The 20,802-nt window shown below is 67.4% G+C and carries 19 protein-coding genes; 11 read left to right on the forward strand and 8 right to left on the reverse strand.

What is annotated here, in order from left to right:
* The first annotated feature begins 89 nt into the window (after positions 1-89).
* Positions 90-992 carry a lipid A hydroxylase LpxO gene (gene lpxO, locus AC3QL3_RS00790; protein WP_492896322.1) on the forward strand — a complete coding sequence of 301 codons (903 nt, stop codon included), beginning with the start codon at positions 90-92 and terminating at the stop codon, positions 990-992.
* A 75-nt stretch (positions 993-1,067) separates the two neighbouring features.
* Here the strand turns inward: lpxO and AC3QL3_RS00795 are convergent, their stop codons facing one another.
* The 3 genes from AC3QL3_RS00795 to bufA2 form a co-directional block, all read right to left on the reverse strand.
* On the reverse strand, positions 1,068-1,856 hold the full coding sequence (locus AC3QL3_RS00795; protein WP_492896324.1) for an HvfC/BufC family peptide modification chaperone: 789 nt from the start codon (positions 1,854-1,856) through the stop codon (positions 1,068-1,070).
* Positions 1,853-2,698, reverse strand: coding sequence for an MNIO family bufferin maturase (gene bufB, locus AC3QL3_RS00800; RefSeq protein WP_492896326.1), 846 nt, complete (start codon positions 2,696-2,698; stop codon positions 1,853-1,855). Before bufB ends, AC3QL3_RS00795 begins: the two co-directional genes overlap by 4 nt.
* Positions 2,699-2,761: 63 nt before the next feature.
* Positions 2,762-3,040 carry a BufA2 family periplasmic bufferin-type metallophore gene (bufA2, locus tag AC3QL3_RS00805; RefSeq protein ID WP_492896328.1) on the reverse strand — a complete coding sequence of 93 codons (279 nt, stop codon included), beginning with the start codon at positions 3,038-3,040 and terminating at the stop codon, positions 2,762-2,764.
* A 306-nt stretch (positions 3,041-3,346) separates the two neighbouring features.
* On the opposite strand from bufA2, the gene AC3QL3_RS00810 reads away from it, so the two are divergent.
* A complete protein-coding gene (locus AC3QL3_RS00810) occupies positions 3,347-3,826 on the forward strand; it encodes a DoxX family protein (RefSeq protein WP_492896330.1) in 480 nt (159 codons plus the stop codon).
* A 5-nt stretch (positions 3,827-3,831) separates the two neighbouring features.
* On the opposite strand, the gene AC3QL3_RS00815 is transcribed toward AC3QL3_RS00810, so the two are convergent.
* The 3 genes from AC3QL3_RS00815 to AC3QL3_RS00825 all read right to left on the reverse strand — a co-directional run bounded on the left by AC3QL3_RS00815 (position 3,832) and on the right by AC3QL3_RS00825 (position 5,783).
* On the reverse strand, positions 3,832-4,050 hold the full coding sequence (locus tag AC3QL3_RS00815) for a YdeI/OmpD-associated family protein (RefSeq protein ID WP_492896332.1): 219 nt from the start codon (positions 4,048-4,050) through the stop codon (positions 3,832-3,834).
* A gap of 125 nt (positions 4,051-4,175) precedes the next feature.
* Positions 4,176-5,285, reverse strand: a complete 1,110-nt coding sequence (locus AC3QL3_RS00820) for a PA0069 family radical SAM protein (RefSeq protein WP_492896334.1) — start codon at positions 5,283-5,285, stop codon at positions 4,176-4,178.
* A 48-nt stretch (positions 5,286-5,333) separates the two neighbouring features.
* Positions 5,334-5,783: a YaiI/YqxD family protein gene (locus tag AC3QL3_RS00825; protein ID WP_492896336.1), complete on the reverse strand. Its 450-nt coding sequence runs from the start codon at positions 5,781-5,783 to the stop codon at positions 5,334-5,336.
* A 159-nt stretch (positions 5,784-5,942) separates the two neighbouring features.
* Here AC3QL3_RS00825 and AC3QL3_RS00830 point away from each other — a divergent pair, with 159 nt between their 5' ends.
* The 5 genes from AC3QL3_RS00830 (at position 5,943) to AC3QL3_RS00850 (ending at position 11,254) form a co-directional block, all read left to right on the forward strand.
* Positions 5,943-6,455, forward strand: coding sequence for a DUF1993 domain-containing protein (locus tag AC3QL3_RS00830; RefSeq protein WP_492896338.1), 513 nt, complete (start codon positions 5,943-5,945; stop codon positions 6,453-6,455).
* A gap of 127 nt (positions 6,456-6,582) precedes the next feature.
* Positions 6,583-6,945: a VOC family protein gene (locus AC3QL3_RS00835; protein ID WP_492896340.1), complete on the forward strand. Its 363-nt coding sequence runs from the start codon at positions 6,583-6,585 to the stop codon at positions 6,943-6,945.
* Between the two features lie 120 nt (positions 6,946-7,065).
* The gene (locus AC3QL3_RS00840) at positions 7,066-8,139 is read left to right on the forward strand and encodes a sterol desaturase family protein (RefSeq protein ID WP_492896342.1); all 1,074 of its coding nucleotides are present in this window, start codon (positions 7,066-7,068) and stop codon (positions 8,137-8,139) included.
* 131 nt (positions 8,140-8,270) lie between these two features.
* Positions 8,271-10,145: a putative bifunctional diguanylate cyclase/phosphodiesterase gene (locus tag AC3QL3_RS00845; protein ID WP_492896344.1), complete on the forward strand. Its 1,875-nt coding sequence runs from the start codon at positions 8,271-8,273 to the stop codon at positions 10,143-10,145.
* Between the two features lie 86 nt (positions 10,146-10,231).
* A complete protein-coding gene (locus tag AC3QL3_RS00850; protein ID WP_492896346.1) occupies positions 10,232-11,254 on the forward strand; it encodes an alpha/beta fold hydrolase in 1,023 nt (340 codons plus the stop codon).
* A 10-nt stretch (positions 11,255-11,264) separates the two neighbouring features.
* On the opposite strand, the gene AC3QL3_RS00855 is transcribed toward AC3QL3_RS00850, so the two are convergent.
* Positions 11,265-12,662 carry a GntP family permease gene (locus AC3QL3_RS00855; RefSeq protein ID WP_492896348.1) on the reverse strand — a complete coding sequence of 466 codons (1,398 nt, stop codon included), beginning with the start codon at positions 12,660-12,662 and terminating at the stop codon, positions 11,265-11,267.
* Between the two features lie 188 nt (positions 12,663-12,850).
* On the opposite strand from AC3QL3_RS00855, the gene AC3QL3_RS00860 reads away from it, so the two are divergent.
* Together AC3QL3_RS00860 and AC3QL3_RS00865 are read left to right on the forward strand one after the other, a co-directional pair.
* Positions 12,851-15,163: a TonB-dependent receptor gene (locus AC3QL3_RS00860; protein WP_492896350.1), complete on the forward strand. Its 2,313-nt coding sequence runs from the start codon at positions 12,851-12,853 to the stop codon at positions 15,161-15,163.
* A 233-nt stretch (positions 15,164-15,396) separates the two neighbouring features.
* Positions 15,397-16,410: an extracellular catalytic domain type 2 short-chain-length polyhydroxyalkanoate depolymerase gene (locus AC3QL3_RS00865; RefSeq protein ID WP_492896352.1), complete on the forward strand. Its 1,014-nt coding sequence runs from the start codon at positions 15,397-15,399 to the stop codon at positions 16,408-16,410.
* 88 nt (positions 16,411-16,498) lie between these two features.
* Here the strand turns inward: AC3QL3_RS00865 and AC3QL3_RS00870 are convergent, their stop codons facing one another.
* Positions 16,499-16,876, reverse strand: a complete 378-nt coding sequence (locus AC3QL3_RS00870) for a VOC family protein (RefSeq protein ID WP_492896353.1) — start codon at positions 16,874-16,876, stop codon at positions 16,499-16,501.
* A 197-nt stretch (positions 16,877-17,073) separates the two neighbouring features.
* Here AC3QL3_RS00870 and AC3QL3_RS00875 point away from each other — a divergent pair, with 197 nt between their 5' ends.
* Positions 17,074-17,439 carry a cupin domain-containing protein gene (locus AC3QL3_RS00875; RefSeq protein WP_492896354.1) on the forward strand — a complete coding sequence of 122 codons (366 nt, stop codon included), beginning with the start codon at positions 17,074-17,076 and terminating at the stop codon, positions 17,437-17,439.
* A 32-nt stretch (positions 17,440-17,471) separates the two neighbouring features.
* Positions 17,472-20,795, forward strand: coding sequence for a hybrid sensor histidine kinase/response regulator (locus AC3QL3_RS00880; RefSeq protein ID WP_492896355.1), 3,324 nt, complete (start codon positions 17,472-17,474; stop codon positions 20,793-20,795).
* Positions 20,796-20,802: the final 7 nt, after the last annotated feature.

The following is a 20,802-nucleotide window of genomic DNA, read 5'->3' on the forward strand; positions in this document are numbered from 1 at the left end:
ACGGCACTCGATCTTAGTGGATGGGCGATATAACGGCGGCGACGGGTCGAAGGTAAACTACGCCGTCTGCAAATTCCGACTCCCGTCCGATGAAGTGGTTGATCCTGGCAATTTTCGTGGGCTGCGCCGCCTACATCCATCTGCGCGGTCGCGTACGGCTGCGCCTGGGGCGCCAGATCACCGACCATTCGACCTTCATGGCGCCGCTGAACGTGCTGATGTACGCCTGCTCGCGCGTGCCGACCAGCCGATACATCACGGTGGATGAGTTTCCCGAGCTGGCGCCGTTGCGCGAGCGCTGGCAGGAAATCCGCGAGGAAGCGCTGGCGTTGCGCGAGGCGCAGCAGATCAAGGCGTCCAATCAGTACAACGACGTCGGCTTCAATTCGTTCTTCCGCCGCGGCTGGAAACGCTTCTACTTGAAGTGGTACGACGACGCGCATCCGTCCGCGGCGACGCTGTGCCCGCGCACGACCGAGCTGCTGCGCACGATCCCGAGCGTGAAGGCGGCGATGTTCGCCGAGCTGCCGCCGGGCAGCGAGCTGCGCAAGCACCGCGATCCGTACGCCGGTTCGCTGCGCTTCCATCTCGGCCTGGTCACCCCCGGTGACGACCGCTGCTACATCGAGGTCGACGGTGAGCGTTACAGCTGGCGCGACGGCGAAGCGGTGATGTTCGACGAGACCTACATCCACCGCGCCGAGAATGCGACCGAGCGCGATCGCATCATCCTGTTCTGCGATGTCGAGCGGCCGATGAAGTACCGTTGGGCGACCGCGCTGAACCGCTTCGTCGCGCGCAACCTCGTCGCCGCGGCGGCGTCGCCGAACATGGAGGGCGATGCGACCGGCGGACTCAATCGCGCGTTCGCCTCGTTCTATCGCGTACGCGAGCGGGCCAAGCGCCTGCGCAAGGCGAACAAGACCTTGTACTACACGCTGAAATTCGGCTTGCTCGGCGGACTGGCGCTGGCGATTTTCTGGCCGTATTGAAGGCGCGGTTTTTCGCTTCCTTGTGATCGCTCGTCGTCTCCCTCTTCTTGAGGGAGCGGCGACAGCGGGGACTGCTCAGCTCTCCGCCAACTCCAGCCGCGCGACCCAGCCGTCTTCGATCCAGCGCCGCAGCAAGGTCGCCGCGCGCATCGCCACTTCTTCGGGCGCGTGCCACTGACACAGCCGTTCGCACAATTGCGCGAAGGTCGCCGCTTGCGCGGTCGCTTCGAGCGCGTCCGCCTCGTCTTCCTCGAGCCGGCGATGATGCACGGTCGACTGCCAGCGCCAGGCGACCCACGTTTGCGATGGCGCGAGCGGCTGCAGGGAGGGAACGCTTTCGCCGCGATCGAGCGAAAGGCGTATCAGGTCGAGGTTGTGTTCGAGTTCGAGCCGCTGCAGCGAAGCGTGCAGGCGCAGCTGCAAGAGCGGCCAGTCCGCAGGCGCCAGCGCGGCGGCGGCGGCGAAATCGACCGGCACTTCGTCGGCCGCGTCGAAGGCGAGACCGAGCGCCCATTCCAGCTTCGCCATCGCGGCCAGTTCCGGCCGCTCCGACCACGGTGCTCGGCTCTGCGCGAACGCTGCCAAATCGGCGCCGTACCAGCGCACGTTGGCATGCGTCGAAGGAATCGCGGCGATGTAGGCGAGCGCGAGGCGCTCGAATCCGTCGTCGCCGGCGAGCGCGCGCAAGCCGGGGAAATCCTCGCGCAGCACCCCGACGAGGCGAGTGCGATAAGCGTGGGAATAGATGCCGAGCCGTTCGGCGGCATCCGCTTGCGGCGTCGCCACGACCGCGTTCAACGCGGCGGCGTCGTGTTGCAATACGTGCGCTTGCAGTTCGCGCTGCAGGTCGGCCAGTGCGTTCAAGCGGCCGCCCGCAGGATCGGTTCGGCGATGGCGCGCGCGGCGGCGAGTTCGGCGACCAACTCGGCCAAGGGCGGAATGCGGTCGTCGCGTTCGATCAGGGTCGATACCGGACCGAAGCGCCGCACGGCGTAGGCGTACAAGTCCCACACCGGATCGATGACCGCCGCGTCGTGCGTGTCAACGATCAGCGCGCCGTTGTGCTCGTGGCCGGCGAGATGAAATTGCTGCACGCGCTCGGGCGGAATCTGGTCGAGGTAGCCGCGTGCATCGAAGCCGTGATTGTGCGCACTGACGTAGACGTTGTTGACGTCGAGCAGGATCAAGCAATCCGCGCGCCGCGCGATCTCGGCGAGGAAGTGCGCTTCGGACATCTCCGAGGCGCGGAACGCGACATAGCTCGACACGTTCTCGAGCAGGATGCGGCGGCCGAGTGCGTCCTGCACTTGGCGCACGCGTGCGGCTACGTGGTCGAGCGCTTCCTCGGTGTAGGGCAGCGGCATCAGATCGTGCAGATTGGTGCCGTCGACGCCGGTCCAGCACAGATGATCGGATACCCAGGCCGGCTCCACGCGGTCGGCGAGGGCGCGCAGCTGTGTCAGATATTGGCGATCGAGCGGATCGCTGCTGCCGATCGAGAGCGACACGCCGTGCAGTACCAGCGGCCAGCGTTCGCGAAAGCGCATCAAGTACTCGAGCGGGCGGCCTCCGGGGACGAGGTAGTTCTCGCTGATCGCCTCGAGCCAGTCGATCGGCGCCTCCTGCGCGAGCAGCTCCTCGTAGTGTTCGACGCGTAAGCCCAGGCCGTAGCCGAGTGCGGGATAGCGCGGATCGTTGTGCGACATGGGAATCGTCCGCCGACTGCATGGCCCGCCGTCGGCGGGCCATGCAGAATGCCGGTTTACGCGTTAGGACGCTTTCTTCTTGGCTTCGTCCTGCGCCGCCTTGCAGGCCGCATCGTCCTTCTGCATGGTGATGCCCTCACCCTTGCACGCGTTCTGGCCCTTGCACGAATTCTTCGCCGTCGCGCAGGCACCATGGCCCTTGCACGAGGAGGAGTTTTCGCACTTCACCTTCGCTTCGGCCTTGTCCGCGGCGAACGCCGGTGCGGCGCTGGTCAGCGTGAACAAGCCGGCGACGGCGGTGGCGAGGGCGATACCGGTCAGCTTCGAGACTTTCTTTTCCATGACGTACTCCGTAGTGGGTTCGTTGGTTGTGTATTGCAGTCGTCGCCGCCCCGTCGCGCATCGCGCTCATCGGCCGGCAGGCAGAGGAACGGCATTCCGCATGAGTTCTTTCAAGCTCCCATTCTTTCGAGAACCTTTGCCGCAGTGCAGCGAACCGCGTTCCGTTCGCAATGAAAGAACTCCCCGCCGGCTCGGGTCTTTGTACACGCCGAACGTGAACGGGTTGCAACCGCGATCCGCGGCGGTTCGGCAACTGCGAGTTTCGGCAAGGTTTTTGCCACCATTCCTGTTTAGGGAGTTTCCCCAATGTCCACGACGATCGCCCGCGGCTGCGAGGCCGTCCTGCGTCTTTTGACTCGCGTGCAGTGGCTCGGACCGCTGGTTCTGCGCCTGTTCTTCGGTTACTTCTGGCTCGAAACCGGCTGGGCCAAGCTGCACCATCTCGACGGATTCACCCAGCGCTTCGTCGAATGGGGTGTTCCGTTGCCGGCCTTCAACGCGGCGCTATCCGCCGGCGTCGATTTCGTCGGCGGCCTGTTGCTGATGCTCGGCCTGTTCACGCGCTTCACCGCCGCGGCGATGGGTATCAACATGGTCGTCGCGATCGCCCTGGTCGTGATCAAGAACGTCGGCAGCTTCGACGAGTTCGTCGAACTCGACGAGTTCGTCTACATCCTGATCTTCTTCTGGCTGCTGATCGCCGGTCCCGGCAAGGCGAGTCTCGATACGCTGCTGGCGCGCTGGCTCGGCATCGCGACGCCGGTGCTGCGGATGGAGAAGGCGTAAGCGAACTATCGGCGCGGCGCCGCGCGTGGTCGCCACGCCATCTTCATGTACGAGCTGCCGCCGCGCAGTTCGTCCAGCATCTGCTGCAAGCGCTTCTGGCGCGTGGCGTCCAGGCGCGCGCGGGCGATCCAACCCAGATAGTCGTTGCGCTGGTACGGCGGGCGCTCTTCGTAGGCTTCCATCAGTCCGTGTTCGAGCAAGGCGGCGCGTACCGAAGCGGGCATCGGGTGTTTCGCGCGGCGAAGCCGCGGAGCGGTGGACGTGGGCATTGCGCTGACTCCGGAACGAAGCGGCGGCGCATCGTTGGTCGGCGCGCGCAGGCCGTCAAGCGCCGGCGGCGTCGAGCGCCTTAGAACAACTCCGCCTGCGGCGACGCCTCGCGCGGCGGCCGAAACGCGCTGGTGTCGAGCCGCACGTCGCGGCCGCGGCCGATGCCGTGTTTGCGGCAGGCGAGGTGAACGCGCTGGCGGATCAGTTCGGCGAACTCACCCTCGCCGCGCATGCGCGAGCCGAAGCGCGGATCGTTGTCCTTGCCGCCGCGCATTTGGCGGATCAGGCTCATCACGTGCTCGGCGCGTTGCGGTACGTGCAGGTCGAGCCATTGCCGGAACAAGTCTTTCAGTTCATACGGCAGGCGCACGATGGTGTAGCCGGCGATCGTCGCGCCGCCGGCGGCGACTTGTTCGAGGATCTGTTCGATCCAGCGGTCGGTCACCATCGGAATGATCGGCGCGACCATCACGCCGCAAGGGACGCCGGCGGCGTTCAGGGCCGCGACCGCTTCGAGACGCCGGTGCGGCGCGCTCGCGCGTGGCTCCAGCGTGCTCGACAAGCGATTGTCGAGCGAGGTGACCGAAACGAACGCATGCACCAGCCGCGCCTGCGCCATCGGCACGAGCAGGTCGAGATCGCGTTCGATCAACGCGTTCTTGGTGATGATCGTGCACGGATGCCGGCACTCCAGCAGCACTTCGAGCACCGAGCGGGTGATGCGATAGCGCCGCTCGATCGGCTGATACGGATCGGTATTGGCGCCGAGGTTGATCGGCGAGCAGACGTAGCCGGGCTTGCCGAGTTCCTTGCGCAAGAGTTCCGCGGCGTTGGTCTTGGCGAACAGCTTGGTTTCGAAATCGATGCCGGGTGAGAGATTCAGATACGAGTGCGACGGACGCGCGTAGCAGTACACGCAGCCGTGTTCGCAGCCGCGGTAGGGGTTGATCGATTGGGTGAAATGAATGTCGGGCGAGTCGTTGCGGCTGATGATCGAGCGCGCGCGCTCTTCGGTGACGTGAGTCGCCGGGCGCGGCGTCGATTCCTCTTCTCGCTCCCAGCCGTCGTCTTCGCGTGTTTTCTCGATCGACTCGAAGCGGCCTTCCGGGTTGGACGCCGCGCCGCGCCCTTTGACGCGTGCCGGCGCGTCGATGCGGTCGGGGCTGAATGGGCGAGGTCCGGTCTTCATTCTGGACGGCAGTATGCGCCGCCGTGTCTCAGATGCTGCGAAGCGGCGTCAGCGCGAACGCTGCGCCAGCAGGCGGTCGAGCTGGTTGGCGAACGCCTGGCGGTCGCGTGCGTGGAAAGCGGGCGGTCCGCCGGTCTGCACGCCGCTGCCGCGCAGCTCGTCCATGAAATTGCGCATCGACAGCAGCTGGCCGATGTTCTCGCGGCTGTACAGCTCGCCGCGTGGATTGATCGCGAGCACGCCTTTGTCGACCAGCCGCGCGGCGAGCGGGATGTCGGCGGTGACGGCGAGGTCGCCCGCTTCGGCCCAGTCGACGATCGCCTGGTCGGCCGCGTCCAGGCCCTGCGCGACGCTGCGGCTGCTGATGAAGGCCGACTTCGGCACCGTCAGCGGCTGGTTCGCGACCAGGACCAAGGCCACGCCGGCACGCTCGGCCGCGCGATAGAGGATGTCCTTGATGACTTTCGGGCAGGCGTCGGCGTCGACCCAGATCTTCATGGCAGGCGATCGCCAGACGGGGCCGGCGAGCGTAGCAGTCCGCCGCGAATGCCGCTTTGCTGCGACCGCGACCTTGCAACGGCGCGCGCCGCCCTCAACCTCGTCGGCGCTGCCCGCGACCGCGGGCCTCGTCCGCGCCTAACCGCCCCAGGAGTTCCCATGCGTCTTTCCATGTACCAGGCCTCGGTTCCCGTCTTCATCCGCAATCTGACCCATCTCGACGCGATTCTAGACAAGGCGTCGGCCTATGCCGCGGCGAAGAAGATCGATCCGGCCGTGTTGGTCGGCGCGCGTCTGTATCCGGACATGCTGCCGCTGTCGCGCCAGGTGCAGATCGCGACCGACCACGCCAAGAACGCCAGCGGACGCCTGTCCGGCGCCGACCGTCCGGTGTTCGAGGACAACGAGAGCAGCCTCGACGAACTGAAGGCGCGCATCGCCAAGACGATCGACTACTTGAAAACGCTGACACCCGAGCAGTTCGAGGGCAGCGACGAGCGCGACGTCACCGTGCCGCTGCGCGGCAGCGAGCTGGTGTTGAAAGGCCTGCCCTATCTGTTCGCCTTCGCCCAGCCGAACTTCTACTTCCACGTCACCACCGCCTACGCGATCCTGCGTCACAGCGGCGTGGAGATCGGCAAGACCGACTTCATCGGCACGCCGCCGGTCTGAGTTCCGCGCCCGCCATCGCGCGACCGGCGCCGCCGGATCGCGCGACGGCGGCACTAAGAATTGCGACCGTTTCCGCAGCATTGCCCCGCCCGGGTCGTCGATCATGTCTACGACAGGAGACGTAGCGATGCTGCAAAGGCTGATCCCGAAAATCTTTTACGAACACCTCGACGAAGGCTTCGATTTCTTCGTTGACGGCCTCGGTTTCCAGGTCATGCATCAGGACGACGGCATGGTCGTGGTCGAGCGCGACGGCGCCAGGGCCTGCCTGGTCCAGAGCGCGCAGCCCGCCGGCACCAACCGCCCGGAGTTCGCGATCGAAACCGACGCGATCGGCGTGTTGCACGTGGAAATCCGCTCGCGCCGTCCGGACTTGCTGCACCCGGACAGCGCGATGGTGACGAAACGGCCGGGCGGCGCGCTCGAGTTCGCGGTGCGCGATGCGACCGACGTCTGCGTCGTCTTCCGGCAGTGGCCGGAGCTGGCCTGAGCGCGGCGCACTTCGGTGCGAAGCCGTTCGTGATCAATCCCTTGCCCGGCCGCCCGGCCGGGCCGTACCCAAGCTGCCGCCGCGCCGCCCCGGCGGCGGCGACGGCGCTACAATCCCGCAATGGTCGAACTGTGGTCCCGCGCCGTCGACGGCTTGAACGCGTACGCCGTCACGCCTTTCGTGCATCTGGTCCATCTGAACGGACTGGCCGGTGATCCGCGCGAGGTCGCCGAGGCCCTGCTGATCGCGCTGGTGCAGGTGCTGGTGATCGGCCTGATTTTCCGCCCGCTGGAGAGCTGGCTGCCGGCCGAGCACTGGCCCGATCGCCGCCACGCGCGTATCGACCGCACCTACACGCTGGTGATGCTGCTCGGCTTGAACCCGTTGTTCGCCTATCTGGTGCTGACGCCGTTGGCGAACGCGTTCGCCGGCGCGCCGGTCGCCACCGGCAGCGACGAGATCGCCACCGGACTTTCGCATTGGGTGCCGTGGTTCCAGCACCATCCGCTGATTCTGTTCTTCGTCTACTACCTCATCTACGACCTGGTCTACTACTGGATGCATCGCGCCCAGCACGCGATTCCGTGGTGGTGGGCGCTGCACAGCATGCACCACAGCCAGCGCCAGATGAGCTGCTGGAGCAACGACCGCGGCAGCTACGTCGACGGCTTCCTGCAATCGATGGTGCTGGCGACGGTGGCGCTGGTGATCGGCATCGAGCCGGACCAGTTCGCGCTGCTCTTGTTCGTCGCCGAGCTGGTGCAGAATTTCTCGCACGCGAACGTGCGCTTCGGTTTCGGGCGCGTGTTCGAAAGAATCTTCGTCGACCCGAAATTCCATCGCCTGCATCACATGATCGTCGACCCCGATCGTCCGCAGCTGCACAACTGCAATTACGGCCAGGTGTTGTCGGTGTGGGACGTGCTGTTCGGCACCGCGCTGTACGGCGAGCCGCCGCGGCGCACCGGCGTCGGCGATCCGATGGTCGACATCGACAACGAGCGCGGCCTGGTCGCGATGCAGTGGGGAGCGTTCCGGCGCTTCTGGGGCGCGTTGTGGACACCGGCGGGCTGGAAGCTCGGTGACGTCGCGTTCGGACCGGACTACAAGCCGGTGCCGACCGCGCACATGGACATGCATCAATTTGCGGCGGAGCCGATGCGCGAGTCGGCACAGGGCGTCGTGGCGAGCTGAAACGTCGCGGCGGGATGCGCAGGAAGCGTCGAACGATGGGTTGTGGGCGGGCGGAGATCGAGCATGTGTACGCGAGGGAATGAATCGGCGCGTCGCCGTCGCCTCGATGCCGACGCGGGAGTGCGCGCGCGATGATCGACGCCGGCGCCACCGCCTCGCTGCTGCACCTGCAGGGGCAGATCCTGGAAGAAGTCGCGCGCGGCGAACCGATGGCCGTGATCGCCGACCACATCTGTTCGAGCATCGAACGCCTCGCCGAAGACGTGCTCTGTTCGATCCTGACGGTCGATGCGCAGGGCAACCTGCATCCTCTGTCCGGACCGAGCCTGCCCGACTCCTACTCCTTGGCGCTGGACGGCTTGGTCAGCGGTCCAGCGGCGGGGTCGTGCGGCACCGCCGCCTATCGCGGCGAGGCGGTCGAGGTGATCGACATCGAGACCGACCCGCTCTGGGCGCCGTACAAGCATCTCGCGCTGCCGCTCGGCTTGCGCGCGTGCTGGTCGAGTCCGATCAAGACGCACGAAGGCCGCGTAGTTGGTACGTTCGCGTTCTACTACCGCGAGCCGCGCGGACCGAGCGAGCTGGAGCGGCAAATCGTCGAACGCTGCGTGCACCTGTGCGCGATCGCGATCGCACACGACCAGACCCAAGCGCGCATCGACCAGCTCGCCTACTACGACACGCTGACCGGCCTGCCCAACCGCAGCGAATTCCAGCGTCTGGCGCAGCAGGCCCTAGGTGCGCTGCCGCCGGGTGCCGTTCTCAACATCCACTACATCGATCTCGACGACTTCAAAAGCGTCAACGACCTGCACGGTCATCGCATCGGCGACTTGCTGCTCGAACAAGTCGCGCGCCGGCTGCTCGCGCGGGTCGGCGCCGACGCCTTCGCCGCGCGGCTCAACGGCGACGAGTTCGCGGTGGTGCAGACCTGCGAGGACGGCACGCGCGACGGCAGCACGCTGGCGCGCGCGCTGGTGGCGGCGCTGGAAGAGCCGTTCGACATCGAAGAGTCGCGCGTCAGCGTCGGCGCCAGCATCGGCATCGCGCAGACGCGTTCGGGCGCGATGCCGTTGACCGAACTGTTCAAGCGCGCCGACCTGGCCCTGCACGCGGCGAAGACCGACGGCGGCCGCGTGCACCGTTTCTTCGCGCCCGAAATGGAAGCCGCGGTGCAGCTGCGCCTGAGCCTGAAACAGGACCTGCGCGGCGCGATGGGTCGCGGCGAGTTTCGTCTGGTGTACCAGCCGATCGTCGCGCTGGCGAGCAACGAGCTGGTCGGTCTCGAGGCCTTGCTGCGCTGGCGCCATCCGAGCCACGGCGAAGTGTCGCCGAGCGTGTTCGTGCCGATCGTCGAGGAGATGGGTCTGATCGGCACGCTCGGCAATTGGGTGCTGCGCGAGGCCTGCCTCGCGGCCTCGCGCTGGCCGCGCGCGGTCAAGATCGGCGTGAACCTGTCGCCGCTGCAGATGCGCAAGGCCAGCCTCGTGCGCGAGGTCATCTCGGCGCTGCGCGAAGCGGGCCTGCCGCCCGAGCGGCTGGATCTCGAAGTCACCGAAAGCGCGCTGCTCGCGCGCGACGCCGCCACGCGCGCTGCGCTGCACGAACTGCACGACTACGGCGTGCGCTTGTCGCTGGACGATTTCGGCACCGGCTACTCCTCGTTGCAGTTATTGCGCGCATTTCCGTTCGATCGCATCAAGATCGACATGTCCTTCGTGCGCGACATCGGCATGGACGCCGACTCGATGGCGATCGTGCGTGCGGTGATCGGTCTCGCCGGCGACCTCGGCTTGCGCGTCGCCGCCGAAGGCGTGGAGATCGAAAGCCAGTTCGAGTGGCTCTTGCAGCACCGCTGCACCGAAGGCCAGGGCTACTGGTTCAGCCGGCCGCTCGATCGCATCGAACTGCAGACGCTGCTGGAACGTGCGCATCCGGACGAGCCCTTGGTCCTGTCGAACCTGCTGCGCCCGCCGCCGCTGTCTTCGGAACTGGCCGCGAGCTGAACGCAGTCGCGTTCGCAGCAACGCAGGGACTGGACGCGCCGTATTGGGTTTCGCCACGATGCCGGCTTCTGCGTGGGAGATCTCCGATGCGCATGCTCGGCGCCGCTGTACTCGCCTTGTCCGTCTCCGCGGCCTTCGCCGCGCCGCCGCCCGCCGCGAAGCCGGCCGCACCTGCGCCCGACAAAGCGCTCGACATCTATGCCGAACCCGGCCAGCGCATCGACATCGGTGGCCGCAAATTGAACTTGCGTTGCAGCGGCAGCGGCGCGCCGACCGTAATCCTCGACAGCGGTCTCGGCATGACATCGATGTCGTGGCGCAAGCTGCAACCGCTCGTCGCCAAGACCCTGCGCGTCTGCTCCTACGATCGCGCCGGACTCGGTTTCAGCGACGCCGGTCCGCAGCCGCGCACGGCGCAGGCCGCCGCGGACGACTTGCACGCGATGCTGCAGGCAGCACGGCTGGCGCCGCCGTTCGTGCTGGTCGGGCATTCGATGGCGAGCTACGTCGTGCGTCTGTATACCGCTGCGCATCCGAACGAGGTCGCTGGCCTGGTGCTGATCGATCCGGTCTCCGAAACGCTGGCCGAGGATGCGCCGGCCTATGCCGCGCACGAAGCGGCGGCGAGCGCCGCCAATACCGACTACGGCAAGAAATGCGCTGAGGCTGCGCGCAAGGGCGACTTGACCAAGCCGACGCCGGCCGCGCAGGCCTGCGTACCGCCGCCGTTTCCGGGTCTGAGCGACAAGCTCAGCGACTCGATCCGCCAGCGCTTCCGCAGCACGGCGTACTGGGACACGACGCTCGCGGAACGCGAGGCCGACGCCGCCAACATCGCTGCGGTGAAGGCGATACCGGCCTCGGCCTATGCGCAGCGGCCGCTGCTCGTACTCAGCGCCGAAAGCCGCGAATGGATCGCACCGGAAGACCGCGATGCGGCCTCTGCGGCGTACGCGAAAGCGCATCGGCGCATCGCCGCGTTGTCGACGCAGGGGCGCGTGCAGGCGGTGGCGAAGTCCGGCCACAACATCCAGGAAGATCAGCCCGAAGCCGTAGCGAAGGCGATCGTCGAGGTTGCGCGCGAGGCTGCCGCGCCGGCCGCTAAGTAACGCGTCGCGCTCAGACCAGGCCGGTCGCGTAGTACAGCGCGATCACGGCGAAGACGGCCAGGGTCTTGATCAGTGTGATGGCGAAGATGTCGCGGTAGGACTGGCGGTGGCTCAGGCCGGTTACGGCCAACAGCGTGATCACCGCACCGTTGTGCGGCAGCGTGTCCATGCCGCCGGAAGCCATCGCGGCGACGCGATGCAGCACCTCGAGCGGAATGCCGGCAGCGTGCGCGTTCTGCACGAACGTCTCGGCCATCGCGCCGAGCGCGATACTCATGCCGCCCGAGGCGGAGCCGGTGATGCCGGCCAGTGCAGTCACCGAGATCGCCTCGTTGACCAGCGGATCGGGAATCGCGCGCAAGGCCTGCGCGACGACCAGAAAGCCCGGCAGCGCGGCGATGACCGCACCGAAACCGTACTCGGAAGCGGTGTTCATCGAAGCGAGCAGGGCGCCGCCGACCGCGCTCTTCGATCCTTCGGCGAAACTCGCGCGCACCGCGCGCCAGCCGAACGCGAGCACGCAAGCGATGCCGGCGAGCAGGGCGCCTTCCACTGCCCAGATCGCCGCGAGGCGAGCGACTTCCTGCACCACCGGCTTGGCCTCGCCGACCGCGGCCGGTACGAAGCTGTGGCTGGCGCCGTACCAGCGCGGAATCCACTGCGTGAGCAGAAAATTCAGCACGCCGACCACGACCAGCGGCAGCAGCGCGACCAGCGGATGCGCCAGCCGTTCGCCGCGGAACGGTGCCGGTTCGTTGAGCAGATCGCTGCCGTAGCCTTCGCCGGCCGCGGCCGCGCGGCGGCGGCGCGATTCGAGATAGACCAGCCCGAGCGCGCACACGAACACGGCGCCGAACGTGCCCAGCCACGGTGCTGCCCAGGCGCTGGTCTGGAAGAACGTGGTCGGAATGATGTTCTGGATCTGCGGCGTGCCCGGCAACGCGTCCATGGTGAAGGTGAACGCGCCGAGCGCGATCGTGCCGGGGATCAGGCGCTTGGGAATGTCGCTCTGGCGGAACAGCTCGGCCGCGAACGGATACACCGCGAACACCACCACGAACAGCGAGACGCCGCCGTAGGTCAGAAGCGCGCACACCAGCACGATCGCCAGCATCGCGCGGCTGCGTCCGACCAGGCCGATCGTCGCCGCCACGATCGAGCGCGAGAAGCCGGCCAGCTCGATCAGCTTGCCGAACACCGCGCCGAGCAGGAACACCGGGAAGTACAACTTCAGGAAGCCGACCATCTTGTCCATGAACAGGCCGGTGAACATCGGCGCGACCAGGCTCGGATCGGTCAGCAGCACCGCGCCGAGCGCAGCCACCGGCGCGAACAGGATCACGCTGTAGCCGCGGTAGGCGACCAGCATCAGGAACGCCAGCGCGGCGAGCACGATCAGTAGCGACATCGACCAACGATCCCCGTGCGTGCGGAAGCGGTCCGGCGCGGCCGCGGCCGTCCGGATGCGCGTGCAGGGTAGGGTGATGCCGGCGGTGCTACCTACTGTACGAAGGTACAAGTGTGACGCCGGCGAGCCTCCTCTAGCCTGCGCGCACACACTGGCCACGAGGCCGGCGCGCCGCTGGAGGGGGAATCATGCAACGTCGTCTGCTCTGTCTTGCCGTCGCCTGCGCGCTCGGCGCGAATGCGAGCCGCGTGTTCGCGGCCCAAGCCGCCGCGCCGGACGAGGCGGCGGCGCAAGCCGAAGCTGCCGCGCAAGCCGAGCCGGCCGGGGCCTCCGCAGCGGTACCGACGACCCAGCTCGAATCGATCGCGGTCACCGCACGCCGTCGTTCGGAGAACATCGAGAAGGTGCCGGTCGCGATCAGCGCGTTCAGCGAAGAAGATCTCAAGGACCTGCAAGCGAACAACATCGACGGACTGCAAGGCGCGGTGCCGGGCATGAATATCGTGCAGGGTCGCGGCTCTTCTTCGGCGGTGAACGTGTTCATCCGCGGCATCGGCCAGCCGGACGCGTTGCAGACCTTCGATCCGGGTGTCGGCATGTACGTCGACGACGTCTACTACTCGCGCATCCAGGGCGCCTTGATCAGCCTGTTCGACGTCGACCACGTCGAAGTGCTGCGCGGACCGCAAGGCACGTTGTACGGCAAGAACTCGACCGGCGGCGCGATCAAGATCCAGACGCGCGCGCCGAGCGAAACGAGCACCGGCTCGGCCGAACTCACGCTCGGCGACTACGGTCGCGCCGAAGGGCGCTTTTATCTCTCGGGCGCGTTCGACGAGCGCTGGTCGGCCAGCATCGCAGGCGCGGTGGTCGGCAACGACGGCTACGTGCGCGATCCGGTCACACGCCAGGACTACAACGACGACGACACCAAGGCCTTGCGCGCCAAGCTGCAATTCAAGCCGGGCGAGAACTTCACCGCGACCTTGGCGCTCGACTACACGCGCCAGACCACCGCGCTCACGCTCGGCGAGCCGACCGCGCCCTTGATCCAGACCGATTTCGTGCGCGGCGCCGTCGTGCTGCTGTCGCCGTCGCGACGCGAGTACGACTTCGAGTCGCGCACTTCGTTCGCGCCGGACAAAGGCCAGAGCCTGACTCACAAGGGCGCTTCGCTGCATCTCGACTGGAAGTTGTCGGAGGCGTGGACGCTCAAGAGCATCAGTGCGTATCGACGCTTGAACAGCGCCTCCTACATCGACATCGACGCCTCGCAATACGAACTCGGCGACGTCTTCGTCGGCTTCCACCAGAAGCAATCCAGCCAGGAACTGCAGCTGCAATACGACAACGGCAGCAACCTGCAAGCGGTGTACGGCGTGTACTGGATGCGCGAGACCGTGCCCTCGCACCAAGAAGCCTACGCCGACGACCTGTTCGCGCTCGGCGGCGCGCCGATCGGTTTCCTGCGCACCATCGACGACGACCTGCGCAGCACCAGCTACGCCGGCTTCGCCCATCTCAACTGGGAATTCGCTTCCAGCTGGACGCTCGCCGCCGGCCTGCGCTGGACGCACGAGAGCAAGGACTACGACCGCAGCACCAGCGTGTTCTGGACGCCGCAAGTTCCGCCGGCCCTGGTCAACGGCACCTTGCCGTTCTCCGGCAAGGACGACTGGAACGCGTGGACGCCGTCGATCTCGCTGCAGAAGCAGTTCAACGACCAAGTCATGGCCTACGTCTCGGCCAACCGCGGCTTCAAATCCGGCGGCTTCAACGGCCGCGCCAACAGCGCCGCCGAAGCGGCCAACGCGGTGTTCGATCCGGAATTCGTCTGGACCTACGAGATCGGTCTCAAGATGCGCTCGGCCGACGGCCGCCTGCAAGGCAACATCGCCGCGTTCCACAGCGACTACAAGGATTTCCAGGCGCGGGTGTCGGAAGTACTCAATCCCGGCTCGCCCACGCCGACCTTCGCCTTCCCCGTGCTCAACGCGGCCAAGCTGAAGATGGACGGTCTCGAATTCGAAGGCGCCGCGTTGTTCGGGCAGGGCACGCGGCTGTCGGCGCAGCTCAGCTATCTCGACGCGCGCTACGACCAGTTCGCCGACCCGCGCGTGCAGTTGAATCCCGCGCTGGCCAGCCTGCACGACCATGTGCCGTTCTCGCCGAAGTGGAGCGCGCGCGTCGCGCTGACGCAGACCTTCAACCTCGGCGACGGCGGCGCGGTCACGCTCGGCGGCGACGTTTCCTATCGCGACGACACCTGGCTCAGCGTCGACAACCGCGCCGGCCTGATGCAGGACGCCTACACCCTGGTCGGCTTGTTCGGCGTGTACGACTCCGCCGACGGCCACTGGCAGCTGCGCGCCGGCGTGCGCAACCTGACCGACAAGACCTACAAAACCGACGGCCAGGAGTTCTCCAGCGTCGGCAACATACAGACCGTGTATTACGGTTGGCCGCGCAACTACTACGTGTCGGCGCGGTACAGTTTTTGAGGGCCGGGATTGGGGATTGGGGAATCGGGAGCGTAGCGCGCTGTTCTCACTCTCCCGCTTGCGGGAGAGGTCGAAGCCGCCGTCCGGCGGTTGAGGGCCGGCGCAGGGATGCGCTGGCGGCTTGCGAAGCAGGGACAGTGTAATTGGGGTGAGGAAATCGAAGCGCGCCGATCGGCGTGAGCTACAAACGTATCGCTACAACACGAACCAGCAACCCCTTCGGAGAGAATTTCGTGCGAACCCCAACGACCTCGATCCTCGCGCTGTCACTCGCGCTCGCCACCCTCTCCGTCCACGCGGCGGACTCGACACTGCCCAAGCTCAAGCTCGATCCCGCCAAAACCACGGTCTCCGGTCTCTCCTCCGGCGCCTACATGGCGCATCAAGTGCACGTGGCGTACTCCGACCACATCATTGGCGCTGCGCTGATCGCCGGCGGCCCCTACCACTGTGCCGACGGCAAACTCGAAACCGCGCTCGCGCGTTGCATGACGCCGGCCGACGGCAAAGGTCCGGACCCGAAGGCGCTGGCGCAGCATGCGACCGAAGTCGCCAAGGCAGGCAAGATCGCGCCGCTCGCCGGCCTCGTCGGCGACAAGGTGTTCATCCTGCACGGCAAGGCCGACAAAACCGTCGGCGAATCGCTCAGCCGCGACACCGCTGCGCTGTATCGCGAACTGGCGCCGCAATCGAACGTGCACGAAGACCTCGCGCGCGGCTTCACGCACACCTTTCCGACCGAATCCGCCGGCGCCTCCTGCGAAACCGCCACCACACCCTACGTCGGCAAATGCGGCTACGACGCCGCCGGCGCAGTCTTCGCCGAGCTGTACGGCAAGCCGCCGCATGCCGCGAAAGAGCCGAGCGGCGAGCTGCGCGCGTTCGACCAGGACACATTCCGCCCTGACGGCGCCGATGCCTTCCTCGGTACGAAAGGCTATGTCTACGTGCCCAAGCGCTGCGCCGACGGCAACACCTGCGCGCTGCACATCGCCTTTCACGGCTGCCAACAGAACGCCGACACGATCGGCGAAACCTTCGTCAAGGAAACCGGCTACAACCGCTGGGCCGATGCCTACGACGTCGTCGTGCTGTATCCGCAGACGCGTGCCTCGATGGCGCCGCTGAATCCGAAGGGATGTTGGGACTGGTGGGGCTACGGCGGCGAGGCTTACGACACGCGCGATGGCGTGCAGATGCGCGCGGTTGCGGCGATGGCGCAGGCACTCGGGGCGGGCTTGCGCTGAGATCGCAATCCGCACCGCCGTCGATTGACTACTTCGTTGGCGACAGGTGGGACAGGGGTGCTGCACTCGTCGCATGACTCGCGCGCACTCATTTCTCCGCCGTCGCGACGCCGAAGCAGTGCGAATGGCCGTCGTCGTCCGTCACGAAGAACTCGCTCTGGCCGTAGTCGCGTTCGCTGACGTCCGACACGGCGAAACCCAAATTCTTCAATCGTTGCCGCAGCGCGTGCAGATCATCGGGCGCCCAATACAAGCGGATGCCTTCGTAGTCGTCCGGCTTTTGCGGCGAACCCGCGCGCTGATTGAGCCAGAAGCGAACCTGCGCGTTGCCGACCATGCAGCCGACCAGACGGCCGTCTTGCCGCATCGCGCGATCCATGACGAGGCCCAAGCCGTCGACCCAGAAGCGCAGGCTCTTTTCCAAGTCCGCGCTCGGGACCACCGGGATGCACGATTCGATCGCCATGACACGCCTCTCGATGCTCGGCCGCCTTCCGTACGTTCGGATGGCGAAACGGTGCTGCGAGCCGCCGTGCGCTCCCTCGCGCGACTGCGGATACTCTTGTCGTCTCCCTTCATTCTGCCACCGCAAGCCAGCCGCGCCTTCGCGCACGTACGAAGAGCAAGCGCCCTCGCATTGCGGCTCGAACAGGTACCCAACGCATGAGCGACACCGCGATCAACCTGCGCAGCAAATTGGCCCAATTCTCCGAGCACTGGTCGCCGCGCGTCGTCGCCGAGATGAACGACTACCAGTTCAAATTGGCCAAGCTCGAAGGCGAATTCGTCTGGCACTCGCACGCCGATACCGACGAGGTATTCATCGTCCTCGACGGCGAGATGACGCTCGAATTCCGCGACAAGACCGTGCCGCTGGCGGCCGGCGAAATGTACGTCGTGCCGAAGGGCGTCGAACATCGCCCGGTGGCGCCGCGCGAATGCAGCGTGATGCTGGTGGAGCCGCGCGGGGTGGTCAACACGGGCGAGGCCGGCGGCGCCTATACCGCGCCGAACGACGTCTGGGTCTAGCGCGGCGGGCGCTCGTGCCGCTTATCTGACCGATGGCCTTCTCCGAACCGCTTGTCGCGCTCGCCGGCCTCGGCTGGCTGGTGCTGCTGTTCGGCATCGCGCTGTACGGCGAGCGCCATCCGCGCGTGCTGGCGCGGCGCTGGGGCGTGGTCTATGCGCTGTCGCTCGGCGTGCACTGCACCTCGTGGACGTTCTACGGCACCGTCACTCAAGCCGAGCGCTCGGGTTGGTGGCTGCCGCCGACCTTCGTCGGTCTGATCCTGCTCTATCTGCTCGCCGCCGGCGTGTTGGTGCGGTTGGTGCGGCTCGCGCGCGAACACAATGCGAGCTCGCTCGCCGATCTGGTCGCGGCGCGACTCGGCCGCCATGCCGGATTGGCCGCCCTGATCACCGCGGTGACCGCGCTCGGCATCGTGCCCTACATCGCGTTGCAGCTGAAGGCGGTCGCGATGAGCTATGCGCTGTTCGGCTCGGGTCGCGATCTCGCCACGCCGGCGTGGCAGGACAGCGCGCTGTACGTCGCGCTCGCGATGGCCTTGTTCGCGATGTTGTTCGGCACGCGCCGTGCGCCGGCCGCGGCGCACAACCGCGGCCTGGTGCTGGCGCTCGCGTTCGAGTCGCTGTTCAAACTGGTCGCGATGCTGGCGATCGGCGTGCTGGTGCTGCAATTGCCCGACGTCGCCGCCGCCACCGCGGCGCAGCCGCGCGACAGCAGCGGACTGGCGCCGCTGATCCTGCTCGGCGCGCTCGCCGCGTTCACTTTGCCGCATCAGTTTCATGCCGGCGTGGTCGAGTGCCGCGACACCGAGCACGTGCGCACCGCGCGCTGGTTGTTCCCGCTTTATCTCGGATTGATCGCGCTGCCGATCCTGCCGCTGGCGCAAGCCGGTGCGGCGCGGCTCGGTGCGCTCGGCGTGTCGTCGGATCTGTACGTGCTCGCGCTGCCGCTGTCGCAGGGTCAGCGCGGATTGGCGGTGCTCGGTTTTCTCGGTGGCTTGAGTGCGGCGACCAGCATGGTCATCGTCGCCACGCTCGCGCTGAGCTTGATGATCGGCAATCACTGGATCGCGCCGTTGCGCGTACGCACCGGCTGGGGGCGCGGCGAGGCGGGCGATTTGCGTCCGGCCGTGTTGCGCCAGCGCCGCGTCGCGATCCTGGCGGTGCTGCTGTTGGCCTGGGCTTATTCGCGCGCGCTCGCCGGCAGCGATGCCTTGGCCGACATCGGCGCGCTGTCGTTCTCGGCGCTGGCCGGCCTGATGCCGGCGGTGCTGGTGGCGATGTACCGGCCCTCGATCGGCGCACGCGCGGTCGCGCTCGGCCTCGTCGCCGGCAGTCTGGTCTGGCTGTACGTGTTGGCGCCGACGCTGCTGCCTGCTTCGTTGCCGATCTTGCGCAGCGGTCCGTTCGGCATCGACGCGCTGACGCCGGCCAATCTGTTCGGCCTCGGCGAATGGAGCGAGCTCGCGCGCGCGGTCGTCGCCAGTCTCGCCGTCAATGTCGCGCTGCTCCTGCTCGCGGCTCGCACGCGCTGGGCGCGCGACGGTGCGCCGTCCTCGCACGGCGACCTGCCGCTCAGCGAATTGCATGCGTTGGCTACGCGTTTCCTGCCGCGCGAACGCATCGCCGCCTTGCTCGGCGCGACGCCCGGGCACGGCCGCGCCGATGCCGCCGCGATCGCCGCGGTCGAACACGAACTGGCCGGTGTGATCGGCGCGTCGTCGTCGCGCTTGTTGATCGAAGTCGCGCGGCGCGAGCGGCGCGGTCAGCTCGACACCGTCGCCGCGATCGTCGGCGAAGCGAGCCAGGACCTGCGCTTCAACCAGCGCGTGCTCGAAGCCGCGTTGGAAAACATGAGCCAGGGCATCTGCGTGGTCGATGCCGCGTTGAATGTTGTCGCCTGGAATCGCCGCTACGCGGAACTGTTCGCCTATCCGGGCGACCTGCTCGCGATCGGCCGCCCGGTGGCCGCGCTGATGCGGCACAACTTCGCGCGCGGCCTCGCCGGCGCGGGTGCGATCGAAGCGCGCGTCGAACGGCGCCTCGCGCAGATGCGCTCGGGCTCGCCGCACCTGGCCGAGCGCACCTTCCCGGACGGCACCGTGGTCGAGATTCGCGGCAATCCGATGCCGGGCGGCGGCTTCGTCGCGACCTTCACCGACGTCACCGCGTTCCGCCGCGCCGAGCAAGAGTTGACGCGCGCGAACGAGACGCTCGAGCAGCGCGTGACCGCACGCACCGGCGAACTCGCGCGCGCCAGCGCAGCGGCCGAGCGCGCCAATCGCGACAAGACGCGCTTCCTCGCCGCGGTCAGCCACGACCTGGCGCAACCGCTGCACGCCGCGCATCTGTTCACGCACGCACTGGCGCAGCGCGTCGGCGAGCGGCCCGAGCGCGAAACGATCGCGCACATCGACAGCGCGCTGAGTTCGGCCGAGGCCTTGCTCGGCGGTCTGCTCGACATCTCGCGTCTCGATGCCGGCGGCATGCCGCGCGAGGAACGCGCGTTTGCCGCCGACGCGTTGTTGCAGGGTCTGGCGACGGAGTTCCGCTTGCTCGCCGCGGCGAAAGGATTGCAACTGCGCTGCGTGCCGACGCGTGCGTGGCTGCGCAGCGATCCGCAGCTGTTGCGCCGCGTGCTGCAGAATTTTCTTTCCAACGCGGTGAAGTACACGCGCCAGGGACGCCTTCTGCTCGGCGTGCGCCGTCGCGGTGCGGTGCTGCGGATCGAAGTCTGGGACAGCGGCCCCGGCATCGCCGAGGCCGATCGCGCGGCGATCTTCGAAGAATTCCGCCGGCTCGACCGCGGCGGCGCCGGCCTCGGGCTCGGACTGGCGATCGCCGAGCGCATCGCGCGCCTGCTCGCGGCGCCGTTGACTCTGCGCTCTTGGCCGGGCCGCGGCAGCGTGTTCGCGATCGACGTGCCGCGCGCGCTGCCGGCCGATTCCGTCGCGATCGAGGTGAGCGACGCCGTCACACCGCCGCGCCGATGCGTGCTGGTGGTCGACAACGACGCCGCCGTGCTCGCCGCCACCGCTGCGTTGTTGTCGGACTGGAATTGCGAGGTGCTGGCCGCCGCGAATGCCGACGCTGCGTTGGCGCTGTGCCGGCGCGCGCGCCCGGACTTGCTCGTGCTCGACTACCACCTCGACGGCGGCGTCACCGGACTCGATCTGCGCCGCCGTCTCGACGCCGAACTGCACGCGCTGCCCTGCATCGTCGTCACCGCCGACCACGACGACGCCGTGCGCCGCGCGGTCGCCGCCGCCGGCGGCCATCTGCTGCACAAGCCGCTGAAACCGTTGGCGTTGAAATCGCTGCTGGCGCGCCTGCTCGCGGCGGCGGAAGCGGCCGGCTGAGGTGTGC

This window comes from Dokdonella sp. GW821-FHT11D02 (assembly GCF_058808595.1).

Bases quoted from the DNA above. Each gene is read 5' to 3' on its own strand.
- AC3QL3_RS00860 (WP_492896350.1), top strand. From the start codon at position 12,851: ATGCAACGTCGTCTGCTCTGTCTTGCCGTCGCCTGCGCGCTCGGCGCG.
- AC3QL3_RS00845 (WP_492896344.1), top strand. From the start codon at position 8,271: ATGATCGACGCCGGCGCCACCGCCTCGCTGCTGCACCTGCAGGGGCAG.
- AC3QL3_RS00850 (WP_492896346.1), top strand. From the start codon at position 10,232: ATGCGCATGCTCGGCGCCGCTGTACTCGCCTTGTCCGTCTCCGCGGCC.
- AC3QL3_RS00810 (WP_492896330.1), top strand. From the start codon at position 3,347: ATGTCCACGACGATCGCCCGCGGCTGCGAGGCCGTCCTGCGTCTTTTG.
- AC3QL3_RS00870 (WP_492896353.1), bottom strand. From the start codon at position 16,876: ATGGCGATCGAATCGTGCATCCCGGTGGTCCCGAGCGCGGACTTGGAA.
- lpxO (WP_492896322.1), top strand. From the start codon at position 90: ATGAAGTGGTTGATCCTGGCAATTTTCGTGGGCTGCGCCGCCTACATC.
- AC3QL3_RS00815 (WP_492896332.1), bottom strand. From the start codon at position 4,050: ATGCCCGCTTCGGTACGCGCCGCCTTGCTCGAACACGGACTGATGGAA.
- AC3QL3_RS00855 (WP_492896348.1), bottom strand. From the start codon at position 12,662: ATGTCGCTACTGATCGTGCTCGCCGCGCTGGCGTTCCTGATGCTGGTC.
- AC3QL3_RS00875 (WP_492896354.1), top strand. From the start codon at position 17,074: ATGAGCGACACCGCGATCAACCTGCGCAGCAAATTGGCCCAATTCTCC.
- AC3QL3_RS00880 (WP_492896355.1), top strand. From the start codon at position 17,472: ATGGCCTTCTCCGAACCGCTTGTCGCGCTCGCCGGCCTCGGCTGGCTG.
- AC3QL3_RS00825 (WP_492896336.1), bottom strand. From the start codon at position 5,783: ATGAAGATCTGGGTCGACGCCGACGCCTGCCCGAAAGTCATCAAGGAC.
- AC3QL3_RS00830 (WP_492896338.1), top strand. From the start codon at position 5,943: ATGCGTCTTTCCATGTACCAGGCCTCGGTTCCCGTCTTCATCCGCAAT.
- bufB (WP_492896326.1), bottom strand. From the start codon at position 2,698: ATGTCGCACAACGATCCGCGCTATCCCGCACTCGGCTACGGCCTGGGC.
- AC3QL3_RS00840 (WP_492896342.1), top strand. From the start codon at position 7,066: ATGGTCGAACTGTGGTCCCGCGCCGTCGACGGCTTGAACGCGTACGCC.
- AC3QL3_RS00835 (WP_492896340.1), top strand. From the start codon at position 6,583: ATGCTGCAAAGGCTGATCCCGAAAATCTTTTACGAACACCTCGACGAA.
- AC3QL3_RS00820 (WP_492896334.1), bottom strand. From the start codon at position 5,285: ATGAAGACCGGACCTCGCCCATTCAGCCCCGACCGCATCGACGCGCCG.
- bufA2 (WP_492896328.1), bottom strand. From the start codon at position 3,040: ATGGAAAAGAAAGTCTCGAAGCTGACCGGTATCGCCCTCGCCACCGCC.